Annotated in this window: 17 protein-coding genes and 2 tRNA genes; 12 read left to right on the top strand and 7 right to left on the bottom strand. The window is 69.4% G+C overall.

The features are described 5' to 3' along the window. Positions 1 to 16 precede the first annotated feature (16 nt). Positions 17 to 90 (top strand) — tRNA-Ile (locus tag AB0412_RS15490). A gap of 294 nt (positions 91 to 384) precedes the next feature. Here AB0412_RS15490 and AB0412_RS15485 read toward each other — a convergent pair. Continuing rightward, a complete protein-coding gene (locus AB0412_RS15485; RefSeq protein ID WP_366403070.1) occupies positions 385 to 744 on the bottom strand; it encodes a DUF6344 domain-containing protein in 360 nt (119 codons plus the stop codon). 338 nt (positions 745 to 1082) lie between these two features. On the opposite strand from AB0412_RS15485, the gene AB0412_RS15480 reads away from it, so the two are divergent. Both AB0412_RS15480 and AB0412_RS15475 read left to right on the top strand, forming a co-directional pair. Further along, on the top strand, positions 1083 to 1211 hold the full coding sequence (locus AB0412_RS15480) for a DLW-39 family protein (protein ID WP_003999697.1): 129 nt from the start codon (positions 1083 to 1085) through the stop codon (positions 1209 to 1211). Between the two features lie 357 nt (positions 1212 to 1568). Further along, positions 1569 to 2879: a hypothetical protein gene (locus tag AB0412_RS15475; RefSeq protein ID WP_366403191.1), complete on the top strand. Its 1311-nt coding sequence runs from the start codon at positions 1569 to 1571 to the stop codon at positions 2877 to 2879. Positions 2880 to 2908: 29 nt separating this feature from the next. Here AB0412_RS15475 and AB0412_RS15470 read toward each other — a convergent pair whose 3' ends face one another. Together AB0412_RS15470 and AB0412_RS15465 are read right to left on the bottom strand one after the other, a co-directional pair. Continuing rightward, on the bottom strand, positions 2909 to 4588 hold the full coding sequence (locus tag AB0412_RS15470) for a protein kinase (RefSeq protein ID WP_366403069.1): 1680 nt from the start codon (positions 4586 to 4588) through the stop codon (positions 2909 to 2911). Positions 4589 to 4675: 87 nt separating this feature from the next. Then, complete coding sequence (locus AB0412_RS15465) at positions 4676 to 5224, bottom strand: DNA-binding protein (RefSeq protein ID WP_366403068.1); 549 nt, start codon at positions 5222 to 5224, stop codon at positions 4676 to 4678. Positions 5225 to 5406: 182 nt separating this feature from the next. Here AB0412_RS15465 and AB0412_RS15460 point away from each other — a divergent pair. Beyond that, positions 5407 to 5479 (top strand) — tRNA-Ala (locus AB0412_RS15460). Between the two features lie 133 nt (positions 5480 to 5612). Here the strand turns inward: AB0412_RS15460 and AB0412_RS15455 are convergent. Further along, complete coding sequence (locus AB0412_RS15455; RefSeq protein ID WP_366403067.1) at positions 5613 to 6314, bottom strand: DUF5324 family protein; 702 nt, start codon at positions 6312 to 6314, stop codon at positions 5613 to 5615. Positions 6315 to 6642: 328 nt separating this feature from the next. Here AB0412_RS15455 and AB0412_RS15450 point away from each other — a divergent pair, with 328 nt between their 5' ends. Both AB0412_RS15450 and AB0412_RS15445 read left to right on the top strand, forming a co-directional pair. Next, positions 6643 to 7170 carry a peptidylprolyl isomerase gene (locus tag AB0412_RS15450; RefSeq protein WP_366403066.1) on the top strand — a complete coding sequence of 176 codons (528 nt, stop codon included), beginning with the start codon at positions 6643 to 6645 and terminating at the stop codon, positions 7168 to 7170. Positions 7171 to 7277: 107 nt separating this feature from the next. After that, complete coding sequence (locus tag AB0412_RS15445; RefSeq protein WP_366403065.1) at positions 7278 to 8165, top strand: rhomboid family intramembrane serine protease; 888 nt, start codon at positions 7278 to 7280, stop codon at positions 8163 to 8165. Positions 8166 to 8409: 244 nt separating this feature from the next. Here AB0412_RS15445 and crgA read toward each other — a convergent pair whose 3' ends face one another. Then, complete coding sequence (gene crgA / locus AB0412_RS15440) at positions 8410 to 8664, bottom strand: cell division protein CrgA (RefSeq protein WP_053635432.1); 255 nt, start codon at positions 8662 to 8664, stop codon at positions 8410 to 8412. 141 nt (positions 8665 to 8805) lie between these two features. Between crgA and AB0412_RS15435 the strand changes: the two genes are divergently transcribed. The 6 genes from AB0412_RS15435 to AB0412_RS15410 are packed head-to-tail and all read left to right on the top strand — an operon-like array spanning position 8806 to position 13069. Continuing rightward, positions 8806 to 9585, top strand: a complete 780-nt coding sequence (locus AB0412_RS15435) for a DUF881 domain-containing protein (protein WP_366403064.1) — start codon at positions 8806 to 8808, stop codon at positions 9583 to 9585. 22 nt (positions 9586 to 9607) lie between these two features. Beyond that, positions 9608 to 10288, top strand: coding sequence for a class E sortase (locus AB0412_RS15430; protein ID WP_366403063.1), 681 nt, complete (start codon positions 9608 to 9610; stop codon positions 10286 to 10288). A 52-nt stretch (positions 10289 to 10340) separates the two neighbouring features. After that, positions 10341 to 10502 carry a hypothetical protein gene (locus tag AB0412_RS15425; RefSeq protein ID WP_366403062.1) on the top strand — a complete coding sequence of 54 codons (162 nt, stop codon included), beginning with the start codon at positions 10341 to 10343 and terminating at the stop codon, positions 10500 to 10502. Then, positions 10499 to 11137 (top strand): aminodeoxychorismate/anthranilate synthase component II, encoded by a 639-nt coding sequence (locus AB0412_RS15420; RefSeq protein ID WP_366403061.1) that lies wholly within the window; start codon positions 10499 to 10501, stop codon positions 11135 to 11137. The genes AB0412_RS15425 and AB0412_RS15420 overlap by 4 nt, the downstream gene beginning before the upstream one ends. After that, positions 11134 to 12300 carry a class E sortase gene (locus AB0412_RS15415; RefSeq protein ID WP_366403060.1) on the top strand — a complete coding sequence of 389 codons (1167 nt, stop codon included), beginning with the start codon at positions 11134 to 11136 and terminating at the stop codon, positions 12298 to 12300. The genes AB0412_RS15420 and AB0412_RS15415 overlap by 4 nt, the downstream gene beginning before the upstream one ends. Before the next feature lie 13 nt (positions 12301 to 12313). Beyond that, entirely contained in the window at positions 12314 to 13069 is a 756-nt protein-coding gene (locus tag AB0412_RS15410; protein ID WP_366403059.1) for a class E sortase, read from the top strand. A gap of 42 nt (positions 13070 to 13111) precedes the next feature. On the opposite strand, the gene AB0412_RS15405 is transcribed toward AB0412_RS15410, so the two are convergent. Further along, positions 13112 to 13546 carry a hypothetical protein gene (locus AB0412_RS15405; protein ID WP_366403058.1) on the bottom strand — a complete coding sequence of 145 codons (435 nt, stop codon included), beginning with the start codon at positions 13544 to 13546 and terminating at the stop codon, positions 13112 to 13114. A gap of 174 nt (positions 13547 to 13720) precedes the next feature. Further along, positions 13721 to 15733 carry a Stk1 family PASTA domain-containing Ser/Thr kinase gene (pknB, locus tag AB0412_RS15400; RefSeq protein WP_366403057.1) on the bottom strand — a complete coding sequence of 671 codons (2013 nt, stop codon included), beginning with the start codon at positions 15731 to 15733 and terminating at the stop codon, positions 13721 to 13723. Positions 15734 to 15868: the final 135 nt, after the last annotated feature.

The raw sequence follows: 15868 nt of genomic DNA, 5'->3' as shown, positions 1-15868 counted from the left end.
CACCGCAGAGCGCGGCGGGGCTATAGCTCAGTTGGTTAGAGCGCATCCCTGATAAGGATGAGGCCACAGGTTCAAATCCTGTTAGCCCCACAGCGAGAAGACCCCCAGTCGATACCGGCTGGGGGTCTTTGACATCCACGGCAGACATCAGCGCTACGTCGGCTTCCTCAGGGCCCGGCATAGCGCGGGTCGGGACGAGGCCAGACCGCGAGGCGGACGCCCGAGCGGTCTTATCAGGTTGTCGCGCGGCTGAAGCGGACGCGCGACGAAGGCCCGGCTGCTCTGTTCGAGCTGCCGGGCCTGTGCGTGCCGTGAGGCTGTACGCAAGTTCGCCGGGACTTCTTGAGGCCGGTACGGCACGCAGGCGGGGGTGTGGCCTGGGGATCAGCGCTGGAGCGGCGTGTTGCCTGTGCGGGGTTCCGACGGGGATGTCGTGTCGAGGAGGCAGGTCAGTGGATCCGCGGCTGTGTCGGCGAGGGGGAGGTGGCGGCAGCTGGGGGACTTGCCGTGGGCCTCGGCGTGGATGCGTTGCTTCATCGTGGGGGGCAGGGCGCTGGGCCGGGACCAGGGCCTGAGGGCCACCGTCGGCGCGGTCTTGTCCGCGGCGCTCTCGCGGTTGCGCGTCGTCTCGGCCTGCGGTACGGCCGCGGAGGCCGTCGTGGTGACGAGTCCGAGCGCCGTGCACAGCGCGAGGAAGGCGGTGACGACGACGGTCCAGAGCTTCATGACCTTGTTCCTGGCCATGGTCCCCTCACTTTCGGGTCGGGCGATTTGCGTACTTTCCTCATGATGTGTATGAGGGCCGCGAAGTGGTGGACCGACGCCCGTGGCGCGTGGATGTTCAGATGAACACCACCCGGATGGCCGCAAGAGCGCTGAAAAAGGGAGAAGAGTGGAGGAAAGCGGCCAAAACAACGCTCTGTGAGGGTGTGATCACCGTCCGATCGGACTGGAGCGCTCCGCTTCTACTGCGCCGTGCCGGACGGGAGTTGACGGCCGACGCAGGTCACCGATCGGTATCGGTCGGTGTGTATAGTCGGGCGCCAGAGGTCCCCTACGTCAAGGAAAGACGAGGTCGCGCGGTGAAGAAGCTTCTCCTGGTCGCACTGGCCGCCATCGGCGGGCTCCTCGTGTACCGCCAGATCCAGGCGGATCGCGCCGAGCAGGATCTGTGGACGGAGGCGACTGACTCCGTGCCCACGGGTTCGTGAGTACCGACAGCCACAGCTGAGACAGCTGAGACAGACCCCGGCCGCTTGCGCGGTCGGGGTTTTGTGTGTGGTGGGCCTTGCCGACGGCCCTTGCGGGCGGGGCAGGATGGGCCGCGGCGCGACGTGCGGGCGAAGTCGACGGGCGCGTGAGGACACGCGGGCAATGACGAGGGGTGGCGCGTGAAGGGACGGCGGTGTACGGCGTGGGGGCGCGCTCGGCCGGGGTGGAGCCGTCCGCCGGCGGGGCGCGGCCTTACGTGGGCGGGGCGCGGCCGTACCTCGGCGGGGCGCGGCCTTACGTCGGCTCCCGCGCGGGTGGGTGCGGCGACGCTCGCGGTCCTGGTCGCGTGGGGCACGATGGCCGGGCTGGTGCTGCCGGGTCCGCATGCCCACGCCGTCACAGCGGCCGTACCGTCCGGCTCGTCCGGCCCATCCGGCACCGGGGGTGGTGCGAGGGCGCTCTCCGGGGTGTCCGAGACGCCCGGCCCCTATGCCTTCGCCGAGGAGTCCCAGCGTGTCGAGGGTGCCCTGAGCACCGCCGACGCCGTGCTCCTCGAGGCGGGCCGGAGCTACCGGAGCACCCTTCCGCCGAGCGGCAAGGCCCATTACCGCCTGGAACTGGACGCCACCTCGACCACGTACGTCTCCGCCACCGCCGTTCCTCCCGCGGGCGTCACCGCCTCCGCCGTCGACGGCGTCAAGGTGACCCTGGAGGACGGCGACGGCCGTTCCTGCGATGCGAACACGGCGACGTTCGGCGCCGGCCGCAGCACGCACCCTGTCGCCGCCTGGACCGTACGGGAGATCTCCCCCCGGAGGTCCGTGTGCAAGGACGCCGGGACGTACTACGTGACCGTCGAGCGCGCCGGTGCGGACGCAGGGGGAGCCTCCCCCGAGCCCTGGGGGCTGGAGCTCGTCGCGGTCTCGGAGCCGCCACTGGACGACAGCGCGGCGACGAGCGCGCCCGAGGCGTGGAACTCCGCGACCCCCGAGCCCGTCGAGGGGAAGGCCGTACGGCGCCCGGGCGGAGCGGGATTCACGCGGGCCACTCTGGTGGGGGAGGGAGTCTGGCGGGACGACATCCGGCCCGGCCGGACCCTCTTCTACCGGGTGCCCGTCGACTGGGGGCAGCAGCTCCACGTCACCGCCGAGCTGGGCGGCACCGAGCCCGACACCACCGGTTATGTCGCCGCGGCCCTGGACCTGGACCTCTACAACCCCGTGCGCGGATATGTCACCGACCTCGGCGTCGGCTACGACGGCAGCCAGGAGTCGGACGGCCTCGCTCCCCTGCCGCCCGTCACCTACGGCAATCGCCAAGCCGCCGGCAGCCGGGCGGACGGGATGCGGTTCGCCGGCTCGTACTACCTCGTCGCCCACCTCACGGCGGAGGTGGCGGACGAGTTCGGCGACGAGCCGGTCCCGCTGACCCTGCGGGTCCGGCTGAGCGGTGAGCGACAGGACGGGCCGGGCTACCAGGGGCGATCCGTGCCGCCGGGCATCTTCACGGTGACGGACCAGGACCGGGATGCGGCGAGCGAGGGGACGGAGACGGGCGACGACTCCGCCATGAAGGCGCTCGCCGTGGGCGGCATCGGTACCGGGAGCGCGCTGCTGATCGGGCTCGGCGTGTGGACGGTGGTGGCCCGGCGGCAGGGTGCTGCGTAGCGCGGTCGGCGGCCTCGTCCCGGAGGTGCTCAGATCTGGGTGAGCGCCCAGAACCCCACGGCGTAGCAGGCCAGGGCCAGGAGCAGGAGGGGGACCGCCACCTTCGCCTGCGGGCCCCTGCGGCTACGGCGGTGGGTGGTCGCTCGCCGACGCGAGATCGACTCGCCGGGAGGCGGAACCTGCGGGGCCTCGGCGGTGTATTCAGCAGTAGAGGTCTCGGCGGGCTGGAGCCGGGCCGAGACGGGATACGCCGGCGGATGCGGCAGGGGGGAGCGCAGGGGGTGAGTCGGATCGTGGGGGGAGACGTAGGCGGAATGGGCCGCCGCCGGGTGAGGGGCTGCGTCGGGCTCGGGGGGCGTTGCTGGTGGCTGTGGCTGTGCCTCCGGCTGAACGTGTGGCTGTGGTGTGCCGGGCTGGGCTGGAGCCGACGCGGCGGACGGAACGCCGGAGGAGGGACCGCCGGCCTGCGGCGGCGGCAGGTGGAAGCTGCCGGTGTCCGACATGCTCCGCGCCCCGCCCGGCGGGTGTGCCGGCGCGGAGGCCGGCGCAGAGATGGGCAATCGCTCGGGTACGGCCGGCCGAGCCGGGCCGGGGGGCGTCGTGGGGGAGGCGGTGCCCCTGCGTGGGTCGATGGACCCCGTCCCGGTGGCGCGGTCGACGGCGGCCGACGGCACGGGTCCGCTTCCCGCCGAAGCCGGCTCCTGCGGCATGGCCGGCTGCCCGGAGACCGTGCCGGTCGTGTGCCCGGCAGAGGTGGCGGCATCGCCGTGCCCTGCCTCGTCCCCGGAGACCCCGTTGCCGGGGCTCGGCCGGACACCGGACGCCTTCTTCACCGGACCGTCCGCCGCGAACCCCGGCGGCAGGGGGCCGAGTTGGTCGAAGATCTCGATGAGTTCGTCGTCGGGGCTCGGCTCCGGGAGGAGCTCCGCGGCCGCGGCGAGTGCCTTGCGCGCCCCCGTGGCCGTGCGGAACCGCGCCGGCGGATCCGGTTGCAGCAAGGTCGACACGACCTGCCACAGCGGCTCCGGGATGCCCTGGGGCGCGCCGGGCGTCCCGTGCTCGGCGAAATGCTGGATGAGCGCCTTGGCGTCCGGCTTGGCGCCCTCGAGCAGATACAGCGCGACCAGTCCCACGGCGAACAGATCGGCGGGGAAGTCCGGCTCCGAGCCCATCATCTGCTCCGGCGCGATGTAGCCGGGCGTGCCCACCACCAGGTTGGTCTCGGTCAGCCGGGGCTCGCCCAGCCGCATGGCGATGCCGAAGTCGGACAGCCGCAGCCGCGGCCGGCCCGTGCCGGTGGCCTCCAGGAGCACATTGGCGGGCTTGACGTCACGGTGCACCACGCCCTCCGCGTGCACCGCGGCGAGACCGGCCAGCAGCTGGTCGAGCAGGGTGCAGACGAACGTGGGCGGCAGGGGGCCGTAGTCCCCGACCAGGTGGACCAGCGAACCGCCGGCGACGAGGTCCATGGTGAACAGGACCTTGTCGTCGTCGGCGGCCCAGCTGGTGGGAGCGAGAACATGGGGATGGTCGATACGCAGGGCCTGCTCGCGTACGAACCGGAGCAGGGAGTGGGCGTCGCTCTGGAGGAGGACCTTGGCGGCCACATAGCGCCGACGGCGGTGGTCCCAGGCGCGCCAGACGGCACCGACGCCGCCGCGTCCGATCGGGTCGACCAGCTCGTACCGGCCGGCGAAGACCTCACCCATGGCTGTGCGTCGCTCCTCCCCCTGCGGTGTCCCCCGTGACTCCCCCTGTGACTCCCCCGTATCCCCCTCTGCTGCCCCCCGCAGAGATCAGTTCTGGTGGGACTGGTAGTGCGCCACCGCGTCGGAGGTGCGGCCGGCACCGTAGACCCGGAGGAACTCTGCCAGTTCGGGGTGGGTGGGGGCGAGGGTGTCGGCGGCCTCGATGATGTCGCCGGCGGCCGCCACCGAGCGCAGCAGAGACTGGATCTCGCGGACCACCCGCTTGACCGTCGGCGCTCCCGAACTGTTCGTCGTCTGCGTGGTGTTGCTGAGCACCGAGCCCCCCTGCGACTTCTTGATCTCCTCCATCCGCTCGGTCGCCTCGGCCGCGCTGACGCTGCCGTCCACGACCTGCCGGGCCAGATCCTGCAGCAGCTGCACCCGCTGGACCACGGCCGGATTGCCGATCTTCGCCCGCTGCCCGCTCATCAGCTGCGAAAGCATCGGTGCGGACAGTCCCAGTACCCCCGCGAGACGAGCCTGGTTGAGGCCGAGGTCGTCTATGAGCCTACGGAAGAGCGCCCCCAGTGGCTCCCCGTACCAGTTCCGCTGCAGTTCCCGCGCTCTTGCGGTGGCTTCCTGCTGTGCGGCGTCCATTGCGTCTCCCCATCGCTTCCCCATGAACTGTGGTTCGCTGTAGCGAACCACGCCGAGCATCTTACGGAGAGTGGTTGGTCACGGGGACCCCCAATCTTTTTGCGGAATCCCCGGGGTGACCCGGTACTCTGGTCTCCGGCGCCCACCAGGACGGCTTTCTTCCGGGTGGACGCTTTCCTTCCGGGGCCTTAGCTCAGTTGGTAGAGCGCTGTCTTTGCATGGCAGATGTCAGGGGTTCGACTCCCCTAGGCTCCACACAGAAGACCCCTCCCACCTGCGGAAAAGCGGTGAGAGGGGTCTTGTCGTCCGTGTTTCACGTGAAACGGCGCGACGGGACGAGGAGGCGTTCAACTCTCCTGTCCCGCCGCGCCGTTGATGCCGGTGCGCGTCACGTCTGATCGTCGCGCTTGGCGGCCTCCTCCTCGGCCTCCTTGGCCTCGACCTCGGGGTCGAGCGTGGACTGGCCGCTGCCGTCCACGGATGTCAGCGTGCTGCCCTCCGGGACGTCCGTCGGGGCCGGGGGCTCCACCAGCCAGTCGGGGTTGGCCTGCTTGTCCCACCACTTCCACGCGGCGAAGGCACCGCCCGCGACGGCACCCAGCATCAGGATCACCTTCGCGGCGCGACCGGCCTTCGCCCGGCGCTGCTGCTTGCGGACAAGCTTCTGGATCTGCTTGGCCGAGACCTGGCCGCGCAGTGCGGCCAGCACGGCCGCACTGCGCGCGGCGGCCTCGTCCTTCGCGGGCCCGGCGGCGGCCCTCGCCTGCTCGATCCTCGGCCGGGAGAAGTCCGCCGCCTGACGCGCGGCCTTGCGCGTACGGAGGGCGGCCTCCTGGGCGGCCAGGTCGACCTTCGGCGGCACATGCGTCCTGGCCTGCTCCAGATACGGCTGGACGTGTGTGCCGTACTGGACGCGGGCCTGCCCTGCGGCCTGCGTCACCTTGGGCGCTAGCCGTACGCGTGCCTCGTGTGCGTAGTGCGCGGCCCTGACCTTGGCCGTGTCGGCGTAGGGCGCCACCACTTCCGCGGCGTGCAGCACGCTGTCCTTCGCCGAACCGGTCGCGGCGCGCACGCTGTCGATGCGGGTCACGGGTTCCTCCTCCTCGGTGGCGTACGGTATTTCGACTTTCCACCCTTTTACGGATCATGCCTGCCGGGCGGCCACGGGGCATGCGCGGTCGGGCATACGGGTGCCGATGCGGTGTGATCGAGTGCAATAGGGGATGAATCCGGGGCAACAGGAGCTTGTCGACGACAATGCCACGGATCGCCGCCTCTCGCCCCCGCCGCGGAACGACTCGGCCGGATTTCCGCAACCGGATCGGCCCGCTTGCCCGTCTGTGACCGGAGGTCGGGCGACTGCGGGCGCCGTCCGTGCGAGGATCAGGGGGTCACGGAAAGACAACGGAAGGCACATCGTGGCTGAGCAGCTCTACGCCACCCTGAAGACCAACCACGGCGACATCAAGGTTCGGCTCTTCCCGGACCAGGCGCCGAAGACGGTCAAGAACTTCGTCGAGCTCGCCAAGGGCGAGCGGGAGTGGACCCACCCGGAGACCGGTGCCAAGACCACCGACAAGCTCTACGACGGTACGGTCTTCCACCGGGTGATCAGCGGCTTCATGATCCAGGGCGGTGACCCGCTCGGCAACGGCACCGGCGGCCCCGGCTACCAGTTCGAGGACGAGTTCCACCCCGACCTGCGCTTCGACAAGCCCTACCTGCTGGCCATGGCCAACGCGGGCCCGGGCACCAACGGCTCGCAGTTCTTCATCACCGTCGCCCCGACGGCATGGCTGAACCGCAAGCACACCATCTTCGGCGAGGTCGCCGACGCGGCCGGCCAGAAGGTCGTCGACACCATCGCCTCCACCCAGACCAACCCGCGCACGGATCGTCCGGTGAACGACGTCGTGATCGAGTCGGTCGAGATCACCGAGAGCTGAGCCTCTCTCCCTCCCGGGAGTGCGAAAGCCACCGGAGGGAACCAATCGCCCCGCTCATCCGTAAGGATGGGCGGGGCGGGGCTTTTCCACACCACCGAGGGGATGTCATGGACGACCAGGCTGCCGGCAGCCCGCAGGACGCCCACAGCGTCCCTCACTGCTATCGCCACCCGGACCGCGAGACGGGCATCCGCTGCACCCGCTGCGAACGCCCGATCTGCCCCGAGTGCATGGTCAACGCCTCGGTGGGCTTCCAGTGCCCGGAATGCGTGCGCAGCGGCTCCGGCACGGGACACGCACCCACCGCCGCGATGCCCCGCACCCTCGCCGGCGGCACCGTCGCGGCCGACCCCCATCTGCTCACCAAGATCCTCGTCGGCATCAACGTGGCGGTGTTCATCGCCGTCCACCTCCGCGAGTCGCTGCTGAACGATCTCGTGCTGATCGGCCGGTGGCCGCCCGCGCCGTTCCTGCCCACGGAGGGCGTCGCGGACGGTGAGTGGTATCGCCTCGTCACCTCGATGTTCACCCACGAGGAGATCTGGCACATCGCCTTCAACATGCTCAGCCTGTGGTGGCTGGGCGGCCCGCTGGAAGCAGCCCTCGGCCGGGCCCGCTATCTGGCGCTCTACTTCGTCTCCGGCCTCGCGGGCAGCACCCTCGCGTATCTGCTGGGGGCGCCCACCACGGCCACACTCGGCGCGTCCGGCGCCATCTTCGGTCTGTTCGGCGCGACCGCCGTGCTCATGCGGCGGCTCGACTACGACATGCGGCCGATCATCGCCCTGCTGGTGATCAACCTGATCTTCACCTTCACCTGGGCCAACATCTCCTGGCAGGCCCACATCGGGGGCCTGGTGGCCGGTGTCGTGGTCGGTTACGCCATGGTCCACGCCCCGCGTGAGCGCCGCTCGCTCGTCCAGTACGGCACCTGTGCGCTGATGCTCGCCGTCATCGTCGGACTGACCCTGTTGAGGACTGCACAGCTCACCTGAGCAGGCGTTGTCCACAGCGTGTGGCGGATCTTGTGCACAGGGTGCGGGAACATCTGTGCCCCCTGTCGCTGACCCGTGTTTTCGCAGGTCAGGCAGGGGGCGAACAAGCTTTCGGGTGGCAGTCGTTCGGTCACACCGGCGTCAACCCGCAGTGAGTTATCCACAGATCGTCTTTCTTTTCCCCACTGTGGACAACGCCTGTGGATAACTCAGTGGATAGCCCTGGGCAGAGCTGAGCCGGGGCCTACTTCCACTGCGTGGAGACGCCGAATCCGGCGGCGATGAAACCGAAGCCCACGACGATGTTCCAGTTCCCCAGAGCGTCGATGGGCAGCGAGCCGTCGGTGACGTAGAAGACGACGATCCAGGCCAGGCCGATGAGGAACAGGGCCAGCATCACCGGCGCGACCCAGGCGCGGTTGGTCAGCTTGATGGCGGTCGTCTGCTTCGCCGGCGGCGGCGTGTAGTCGGCCTTCTTGCGGATACGTGACTTCGGCACGAGGGTCTCTCCTGTCGATGCGCTGCGTGGCCGCGCAGGGATCTGGGTCGGGCTCGGGGCAGCGTACAAGGGGACTCTGAGCGCTCCCCCGGGCGTCCGTTAGCGTAGTGCTTCCGTGGCGCCGAAGGAGATAAGGGTACGTTGAGCAATTCTGCCGACTTCCCGGGGACGGAATCCAGCCCTGCCCGCCGACGCCGTTTCCGGCCCGTGCGGATCCTCAGCATGGGTGTCTTCGCTCTCGCCGGGCTCATCTTCTTCACCAGTTTCAACACGGCCAAAGGCACGAATATCCGCACGGACAGCTCCCTGCTGAAGCTGTCCGACCTGATCCACGAGCGCAGCCGCGAGAACGGACGGCTGGACGAGTCCAACGGCTCGTTGCGCCGGGAGATAGAGGCGCTGGCGGAGCGCGACGACGGCAGCACCCAGGCGGAGCAGGACAAGCTCACCGACCTGGAGAAACGCGCGGGCACACAGAAGCTCAAGGGTGAGGCGATCACGGTCACGCTCAATGACGCCCCGCCGGACGCCACGGCGAAGCTCCCCGGTTATCCCGAGCCGCAGCCCGATTACCTGGTGATCCACCAGCAGGACCTCCAGGCCGTGGTGAACGCGATGTGGCAGGGCGGCGCCGAGGGCATCAAGGTCATGGACCAGCGGCTGATCTCCACGAGTGCGGTGCGCTGCGTGGGCAACACGCTGATCCTGCAGGGCCGCGTCTACTCACCGCCGTACAAGATCACGGCGGTCGGTGATCCGGAGAAGCTGAAGAAGGCGCTCGCGGCCTCCCCGGCGATCCAGAACTACATGGTGTACGTCAACGTCTACGGGCTGGGCTGGAAAGTCGAGGACAACGGGACGGTGACTCTTCCCGGCTACTCGGGCACAGTGGATCTGCACTACGCGAAGCCTGTGGAGTAGCCAGCGAGGCGGGGGGCCGCCGGTGCGCGTGATCGTCAGGACCGTCAGCGAACTGTGCATCACCGTCGGCACCGTGATCGTGCTCTTCGTCGTCTACGTGCTGTTCTGGACCGGCGTGCGGGCCGACGACGTGATGGACCAGCAGATCGACCGGCTCCGGGAGCAGTGGGCCAGGGACAGCGCGCGGCCCGTGCCCGGGGGCCCCGCCGCGCCCGCGAGGCCGAAGCCGTATGTGAAGGGGCAGCCCTTCGCGATCATGTACATCCCGCGTCTCGGTTTCACGTGGAACAAGCCCGTGCTCGAGGGGACGGCCACCGGCACGCTCGAGAAGGGCCTCGGTCATTACGCGAACACCGCGCAGCTGGGGCAGAAGGGCAATTTCGCGGTGGCCGGACACCGGCGCACCCATGGTGATCCCTTCAAGGACTTCCCCGAGCTCGGACGGGGTGACGCGGTGGTGCTGACGGACGGGGCGACCTGGTTCACGTATCGCATCGACAAGGGGCCGTACAAAACAGTGCCCACGGACATCGAGGTGATCGACCCTGTGCCACGTACATCCGGGTACACGCGTCCGGGCCGCTATCTGACGCTGACGACGTGCGATCCGGAATGGGGGCACAGTCACCGGCTGATCGTCTGGGCGCATCTGGACTCCACACAGCCTGTGGAGGCCGGGAAACCGGAGGCGTTGCGCCGTTAGTCTGTTGGCGTACGGCGTGGGTCAGGTGCCGTGGCACGACGGAAGGGACGGCATGTACAGCTGGATCTGGCGGCATCTGCCGGGGAACGGATGGGTGAAGGCTCTCATCTCACTCCTGCTGATCATCGCCGTGGTCTACATCCTCTTCCAGTACGTCTTTCCGTGGGCCGAGCCGCTGCTGCCCTTCAACGATGTGACGGTGGACAACCAGTGAGCGCGCGCATTCTCGTCGTCGACAACTACGACAGCTTCGTCTTCAACCTGGTCCAGTACCTGTACCAACTGGGCGCCGAGTGCGAGGTGCTGCGCAACGACGAGGTGTCCACGGCGCACGCGCAGGACGGCTTCGACGGTGTGCTGCTGTCGCCGGGACCCGGCACGCCCGAGGAGGCCGGGGTGTGCGTGGACATGGTGCGGCACTGCGCGTCGACGGGCGTACCGGTCTTCGGTGTGTGTCTGGGCATGCAGTCCATGCAGGTGGCGTACGGCGGTGTGGTGGACCGGGCGCCGGAGCTGCTGCACGGGAAGACCTCGCCGGTCGAGCACGAGGGCAAGGGCGTCTTCGCGGGCCTGCCCTCGCCCTTCACGGCGACCCGCTACCACTCGCTGGCCGCGGAGCCGGCCACGGTACCGGCGGAGCTCGAGGTGACGGCCCGGACGCCGGACGGCATCGTGATGGGCCTGAGGCACCGTGAACTCCGCGTGGAGGGCGTGCAGTTCCATCCGGAGTCGGTGCTGACCGAACACGGGCACCGGATGCTGGCCAACTGGCTGGTGGAGTGCGGGGACGAAGGCGCGGTGGCGAGGTCTGCGGGGCTCGCCCCGGTGGTGGGCAGGTCCACGGCGTGACCGCGCTGCGCCCCGAGCGTGAGTCCGGCGCCCACGCCTATGGTGGCGCCGGCGGCCAGGGCAGCTCGTACGGCGGTCGGTCGTACGAGGGGCCGGGTGCGTTCGGGGACTGGTACGGCCAGGAGGCGGCGTACCAGGGGCAGCGGGGCGGGGAGTCGTGGGACGCGTACGCGCCCGCCGAGGAGCCCCCGCAGGCTGCGTACGAGCCCCTGCTCGACGACGAGACCGTCGCGCTGCGGATCCCCGATCCGCCGCGCGGGGCCGTACGGGAGGACCGGTCCTCCTCGGCGGCGTCCTCCTCGGCGGCGTCCTCCGCGACGGGCGGTCGCGCCGCGCGCAGGAAGGCCGCCAAGCGGCGTCACGGGCGCCATGGCGGCACCCACAAGGCCGGTGAGGCGGCGGGGGCAGGACTCGGGGGCCGGGAGGCGGACGACGAGCCGCGGGCCCCGCTGTCGCGTGTGGAGGCGCGCCGGCGGGCGAAGGCCCGCAAGGCGAGTCCGGCGGTGATGGCGAGCCGGGCGATCGGTGAGGTGTTCATCACCACCGGCGTGCTGATGCTGCTGTTCGTCACGTATCAGCTGTGGTGGACCAACGTGCGGGCGCAGGCGCAGGCCGGCAAGGAGGTCAGCGATCTGCAGAGCGACTGGGCGAACGGCAAGCGGAACCCGGGCGCGTTCGAGCCGGGGCAGGGTTTCGCACTGCTGCACATTCCGCGGCTGGACGTGGTGGTGCCGATCGCGGAGGGCATCGACAGCAAGCGGGTGCTGGACCGGGGCATGGTGGGCCACTACGCGGAGGGCGCGCTGAAGACGGCCATGCCGGACGCGAAGGCCGGGAACTTCGGGCTGGCGGGGCACCGCAACACGCACGGGGAGCCGTTCCGGTACATCAACCGGCTGGAGCCGGGCGACCCGATCGTGGTGGAGACGCAGGACACGTACTACGTCTACAAGATGGCGTCGATGCTGCCGGTGACGTCGCCGAAGAACGTGAGCGTGCTCGATCCCGTCCCGAAGGGGTCGGGTTTCAAGGCGCCGGGCCGCTACATCACACTGACCACCTGCACGCCGGAGTTCACCAGCAAGTATCGGTTGATCGTCTGGGGCAAGATGGCCGAGGAACGGCCGCGCAGCAAGGGCAAGCCGGATGCGCTCGTCAACTAGGGGCAGAGGGAACGTGGCAGCGACCACCGACGACACCGAAGAGCACACCGGCACGCGCGCGCCATCGCCGCGCCGGGCGCGCCGCCGCATGGGGCCGGTCGCGATGGCGATCAGCTTCTTCGGGGAACTCCTGATCACCGCGGGCCTGGTGCTCGGCCTGTTCGTCGCGTACTCGCTGTGGTGGACGAACGTCGTCGCCGACCGGGCGGCGGACAAGCAGGCGGAGAAGGTCCGCGACCACTGGGCCCAGGAGTCCGGCGGCGGCGGTCCCGTCTCCTTCGACAGCAAGGACGGCATCGGCTTCCTGCATGTGCCCACGATGAGCGGTGACGAGATCCTCGTCGAGAAGGGCACGTCGATGAAGGTCCTCAACGACGGCGTGGCCGGCTATTACACCGACCCGGTGAAGGCGACCCTCCCCACCTCCGGCAAGAAGGGCAACTTCTCGCTGGCCGCGCACCGGGACGGGCACGGGGCCAAGTTCCACGGCATCCACAAGATCGAGAAGGGCGACCCGATCGTCTTCGAGACGAAGGACACGTGGTACGTCTACAAGGTCTACGGCATCCTCCCCGAGACCTCGAAGTTCAACGTCGACGTCCTGTCGAGGATCCCGAAGGAATCGGGGAAGACCAAGGCCGGCCACTACATCACGCTCACGACCTGCACCCCGGTCTACACGAGCAAGTACCGGTACGTGGTCTGGGGCGAGCTGGTCCGCACGGAGAAGGTGGACGAGGAGCGGACCCCGCCGGAGGAACTGGCGTGACGGAGCGGCGGCCCGCGATCAGGACCGCCGCTCGTCGCCCTGCTAGGCCAGGCCGGACTGGCCCGTGCCGCAGCTGCCCGAGATGATCTTCTTGGTGCTCCAGTTGCCCTCGCAGGCGTAGAAGTAGACGTCGTAGAGCTCGGGGAAGTCCTTGTTCATGTACCGGACGGTGTCATATCCGGACGTGTTCCAGATGTAGCCCGAGCGGACGGCGGGGCCGTTGTACGAGGTGCTGATCTTCCACTTCACGACCGCCGAGTTGCCGTCCTTGTAGCGGTCCTCGATCGAGAACCAGTCGCCGTCGTGGAAGAAGCAGGCGCGGGCGCCGACGGCGTCGTCGCACATGAACTCGTCCCATTCGGGCCCGGCGACGGCGGTGGCGTGCTGATGGCCGTCGGCCGCGGAGGCCGTGGTGATGGTGAGCATGGTGGCCGCGGCTACGGCGCCGAGCACGGTGGCGGCGCGGGACTTGAGCACGTGTGGTTCCCCCAGATGGAAGGTCGGTCTTGCAGTTGGTGTGTGCATGACACTAACACAACTGTTCGACCTCGCACGGGAGTTGGAATGGGCAGGTCGCTCCGTGACACGGACGACGAGGGGCTCGGCACCCGAATCGGATGCCGAGCCCGTCCGTCATGTGCGAGGTGCGGGTCAGTCGTCCTCGCGACCGCCGGTGACGCCGCCGAAGATCCCGCCGTTGTCGCCCCCGTTGTTGCCGCCCTGGTCCGCGGTGAACAGGTTGACCGCTGTTCCCTTCTGGACCTGGGTGCCCTGGGGCGGGTTGGAGCCGAAGACGCGGGAGTTGGGGTCCTGCGAGCCGGCGATGTTGCCGACCGCCAGACCCGCGTCCTGGAGCATCTTCTGGGCGTCCTTGAGGGTCTGCCCGTTGATGTTCGGGACGGCGACCTGCTCGTTCTGCTGCTTGGCCTTGCCGACGAAGATCTGCACCTGGGAGTTCTTGTCGACCGAGGCGCCGGCCTGCTGCGAGGTGCGGATGACCTTGCCGACCTGGTTCGGGTCGTCGGTCTCCTCGTCCACGCAGTTGCCCACGAGCTCGTTGGCCGTCATCTGGGCCTTCGCCTCGTCACACGTCTTGCCGATGACGTCCGGGACCGTGGACTTCGCCTCGGCCTTGGCGATGGTCAGCGTGATCGTGGTGCCCTTCTCCACTTCCGCGCCGGTCGTCGGGTCCTGCTCCAGCACGGTGCCCGCGGGCTCGGGCGACTCGCGGGTCTCCGTCTTGACCTCGAAGGCGTACTTGTCGGCTTCCAGCTTCTCCGTCGCCTCGTCGATGTCGAGGCCGGTGACGCTGGGCACGGTCACCTTCGGCGCGCCGGTCGACACGACCAGGTTGACGGTCGAGTTCTTGTCGACCTTGGTGCCCGGGTCCGGGTCCTGGTCGCAGATCTTGCCCTTGCTCTGCTCTTCGCAGGGCTTGGAGGTGAAGGACAGTTTCAGGTCGCCGTTCTCGGCGAGCCGCTGGGCGGTGTCCTTCTTCTCGCCCACGAAGTTCGGCACCGAGACCGTGTCGTTGCCCACGCCCCCGCTGCCGCTGAAGGCCCAGCGGCCGATCAGGATGGCGCCGATCAGGACGAGGACGCCCGCGACGACGAGCAATATCGTCGAGGTGCTGTTCTTCTTCGCGCCCTGGCGGCGGCGGTCGGGGCGTTCGTCGTAGCCGTAGCCGCCGTCGTCAGGGTTCATGGGCGGCAGCATCGACGTGGGGGCGCCGGCGCCGGAGTCCGAGCGCAGGGCCGCGGTCGGCTGGTCGTTGCCGTAGCCGCCGTAGCCGACGGCGCCCAGCGCGGCGGTGGCCGCGACCGGCTGGCCGTCGAGGCAGGCCTCGATGTCGGCGCGCATCTCGTCGGCCGACTGGTAGCGGTAGTCGGGGTCCTTGACCAGTGCCTTCAGCACGATCGCGTCCATCTCGGGCGTGATCTCGGGGTCGAAGACGCTGGGGGCCTGCGGTTCCTCGCGGACGTGCTGGTAGGCGACCGCGACCGGGGAGTCGCCCACGAAGGGCGGGCGGACCGTCAGCAGTTCGTAGAGGAGGCAGCCGGTCGAGTAGAGGTCGCTTCGCGCGTCCACCTGCTCACCCTTGGCCTGCTCCGGGGAGAGGTACTGCGCGGTGCCGATGACGGCGGCCGTCTGCGTCATCGTCATTCCGGAGTCACCCATGGCGCGGGCGATGCCGAAGTCCATCACCTTGACCTGGCCGTTGCGCGTCAGCATGACGTTGGCCGGCTTGATGTCGCGGTGGACGATGCCGTTGCGGTGGGCGTACTCCAGGCCCTGGAGGATGCCGATGGTCATCTCCATGGCCCGCTCGGGCAGCAGCTTGCGGCCGGAGTGCAGCAGCTCGCGCAGCGTGGAACCGTCCACGTACTCCATGACGATGTACGGGATGGACACCCCGTCGATGTAGTCCTCGCCCGTGTCGTAGACCGCGACGATCGCGGGATGGTTGAGCGAGGCGGCCGACTGGGCCTCCCGGCGGAACCGGGCCTGGAAGGACGGGTCGCGCGCGAGGTCCGCGCGCAGCGTCTTCACCGCCACGGTGCGGCCGAGCCGGGTGTCATGCGCGAGGTAGACCTCCGCCATGCCACCACGGCCGAGCACCTGGCCCAGCTCGTACCGGCCGCCGAGGCGACGCGGCTCTTCCATAGCTACCTACCAGCTCTCTCCGTCGGTCCCAGACAGCACACTCGTGCCGCCGGAGGCTGCCGTCCGGGCCTACCGTACCCGGCTCGCTTTGTGTGACCTGGCCAAGCTCGTCAGCCGATACAGGACCGGTACCGC

The organism is Streptomyces sp. NPDC052012 (assembly GCF_040689265.1).
GTDB lineage: Bacteria > Actinomycetota > Actinomycetes > Streptomycetales > Streptomycetaceae > Streptomyces.
This window is presented reverse-complemented; position numbering and strand designations above follow the sequence as displayed.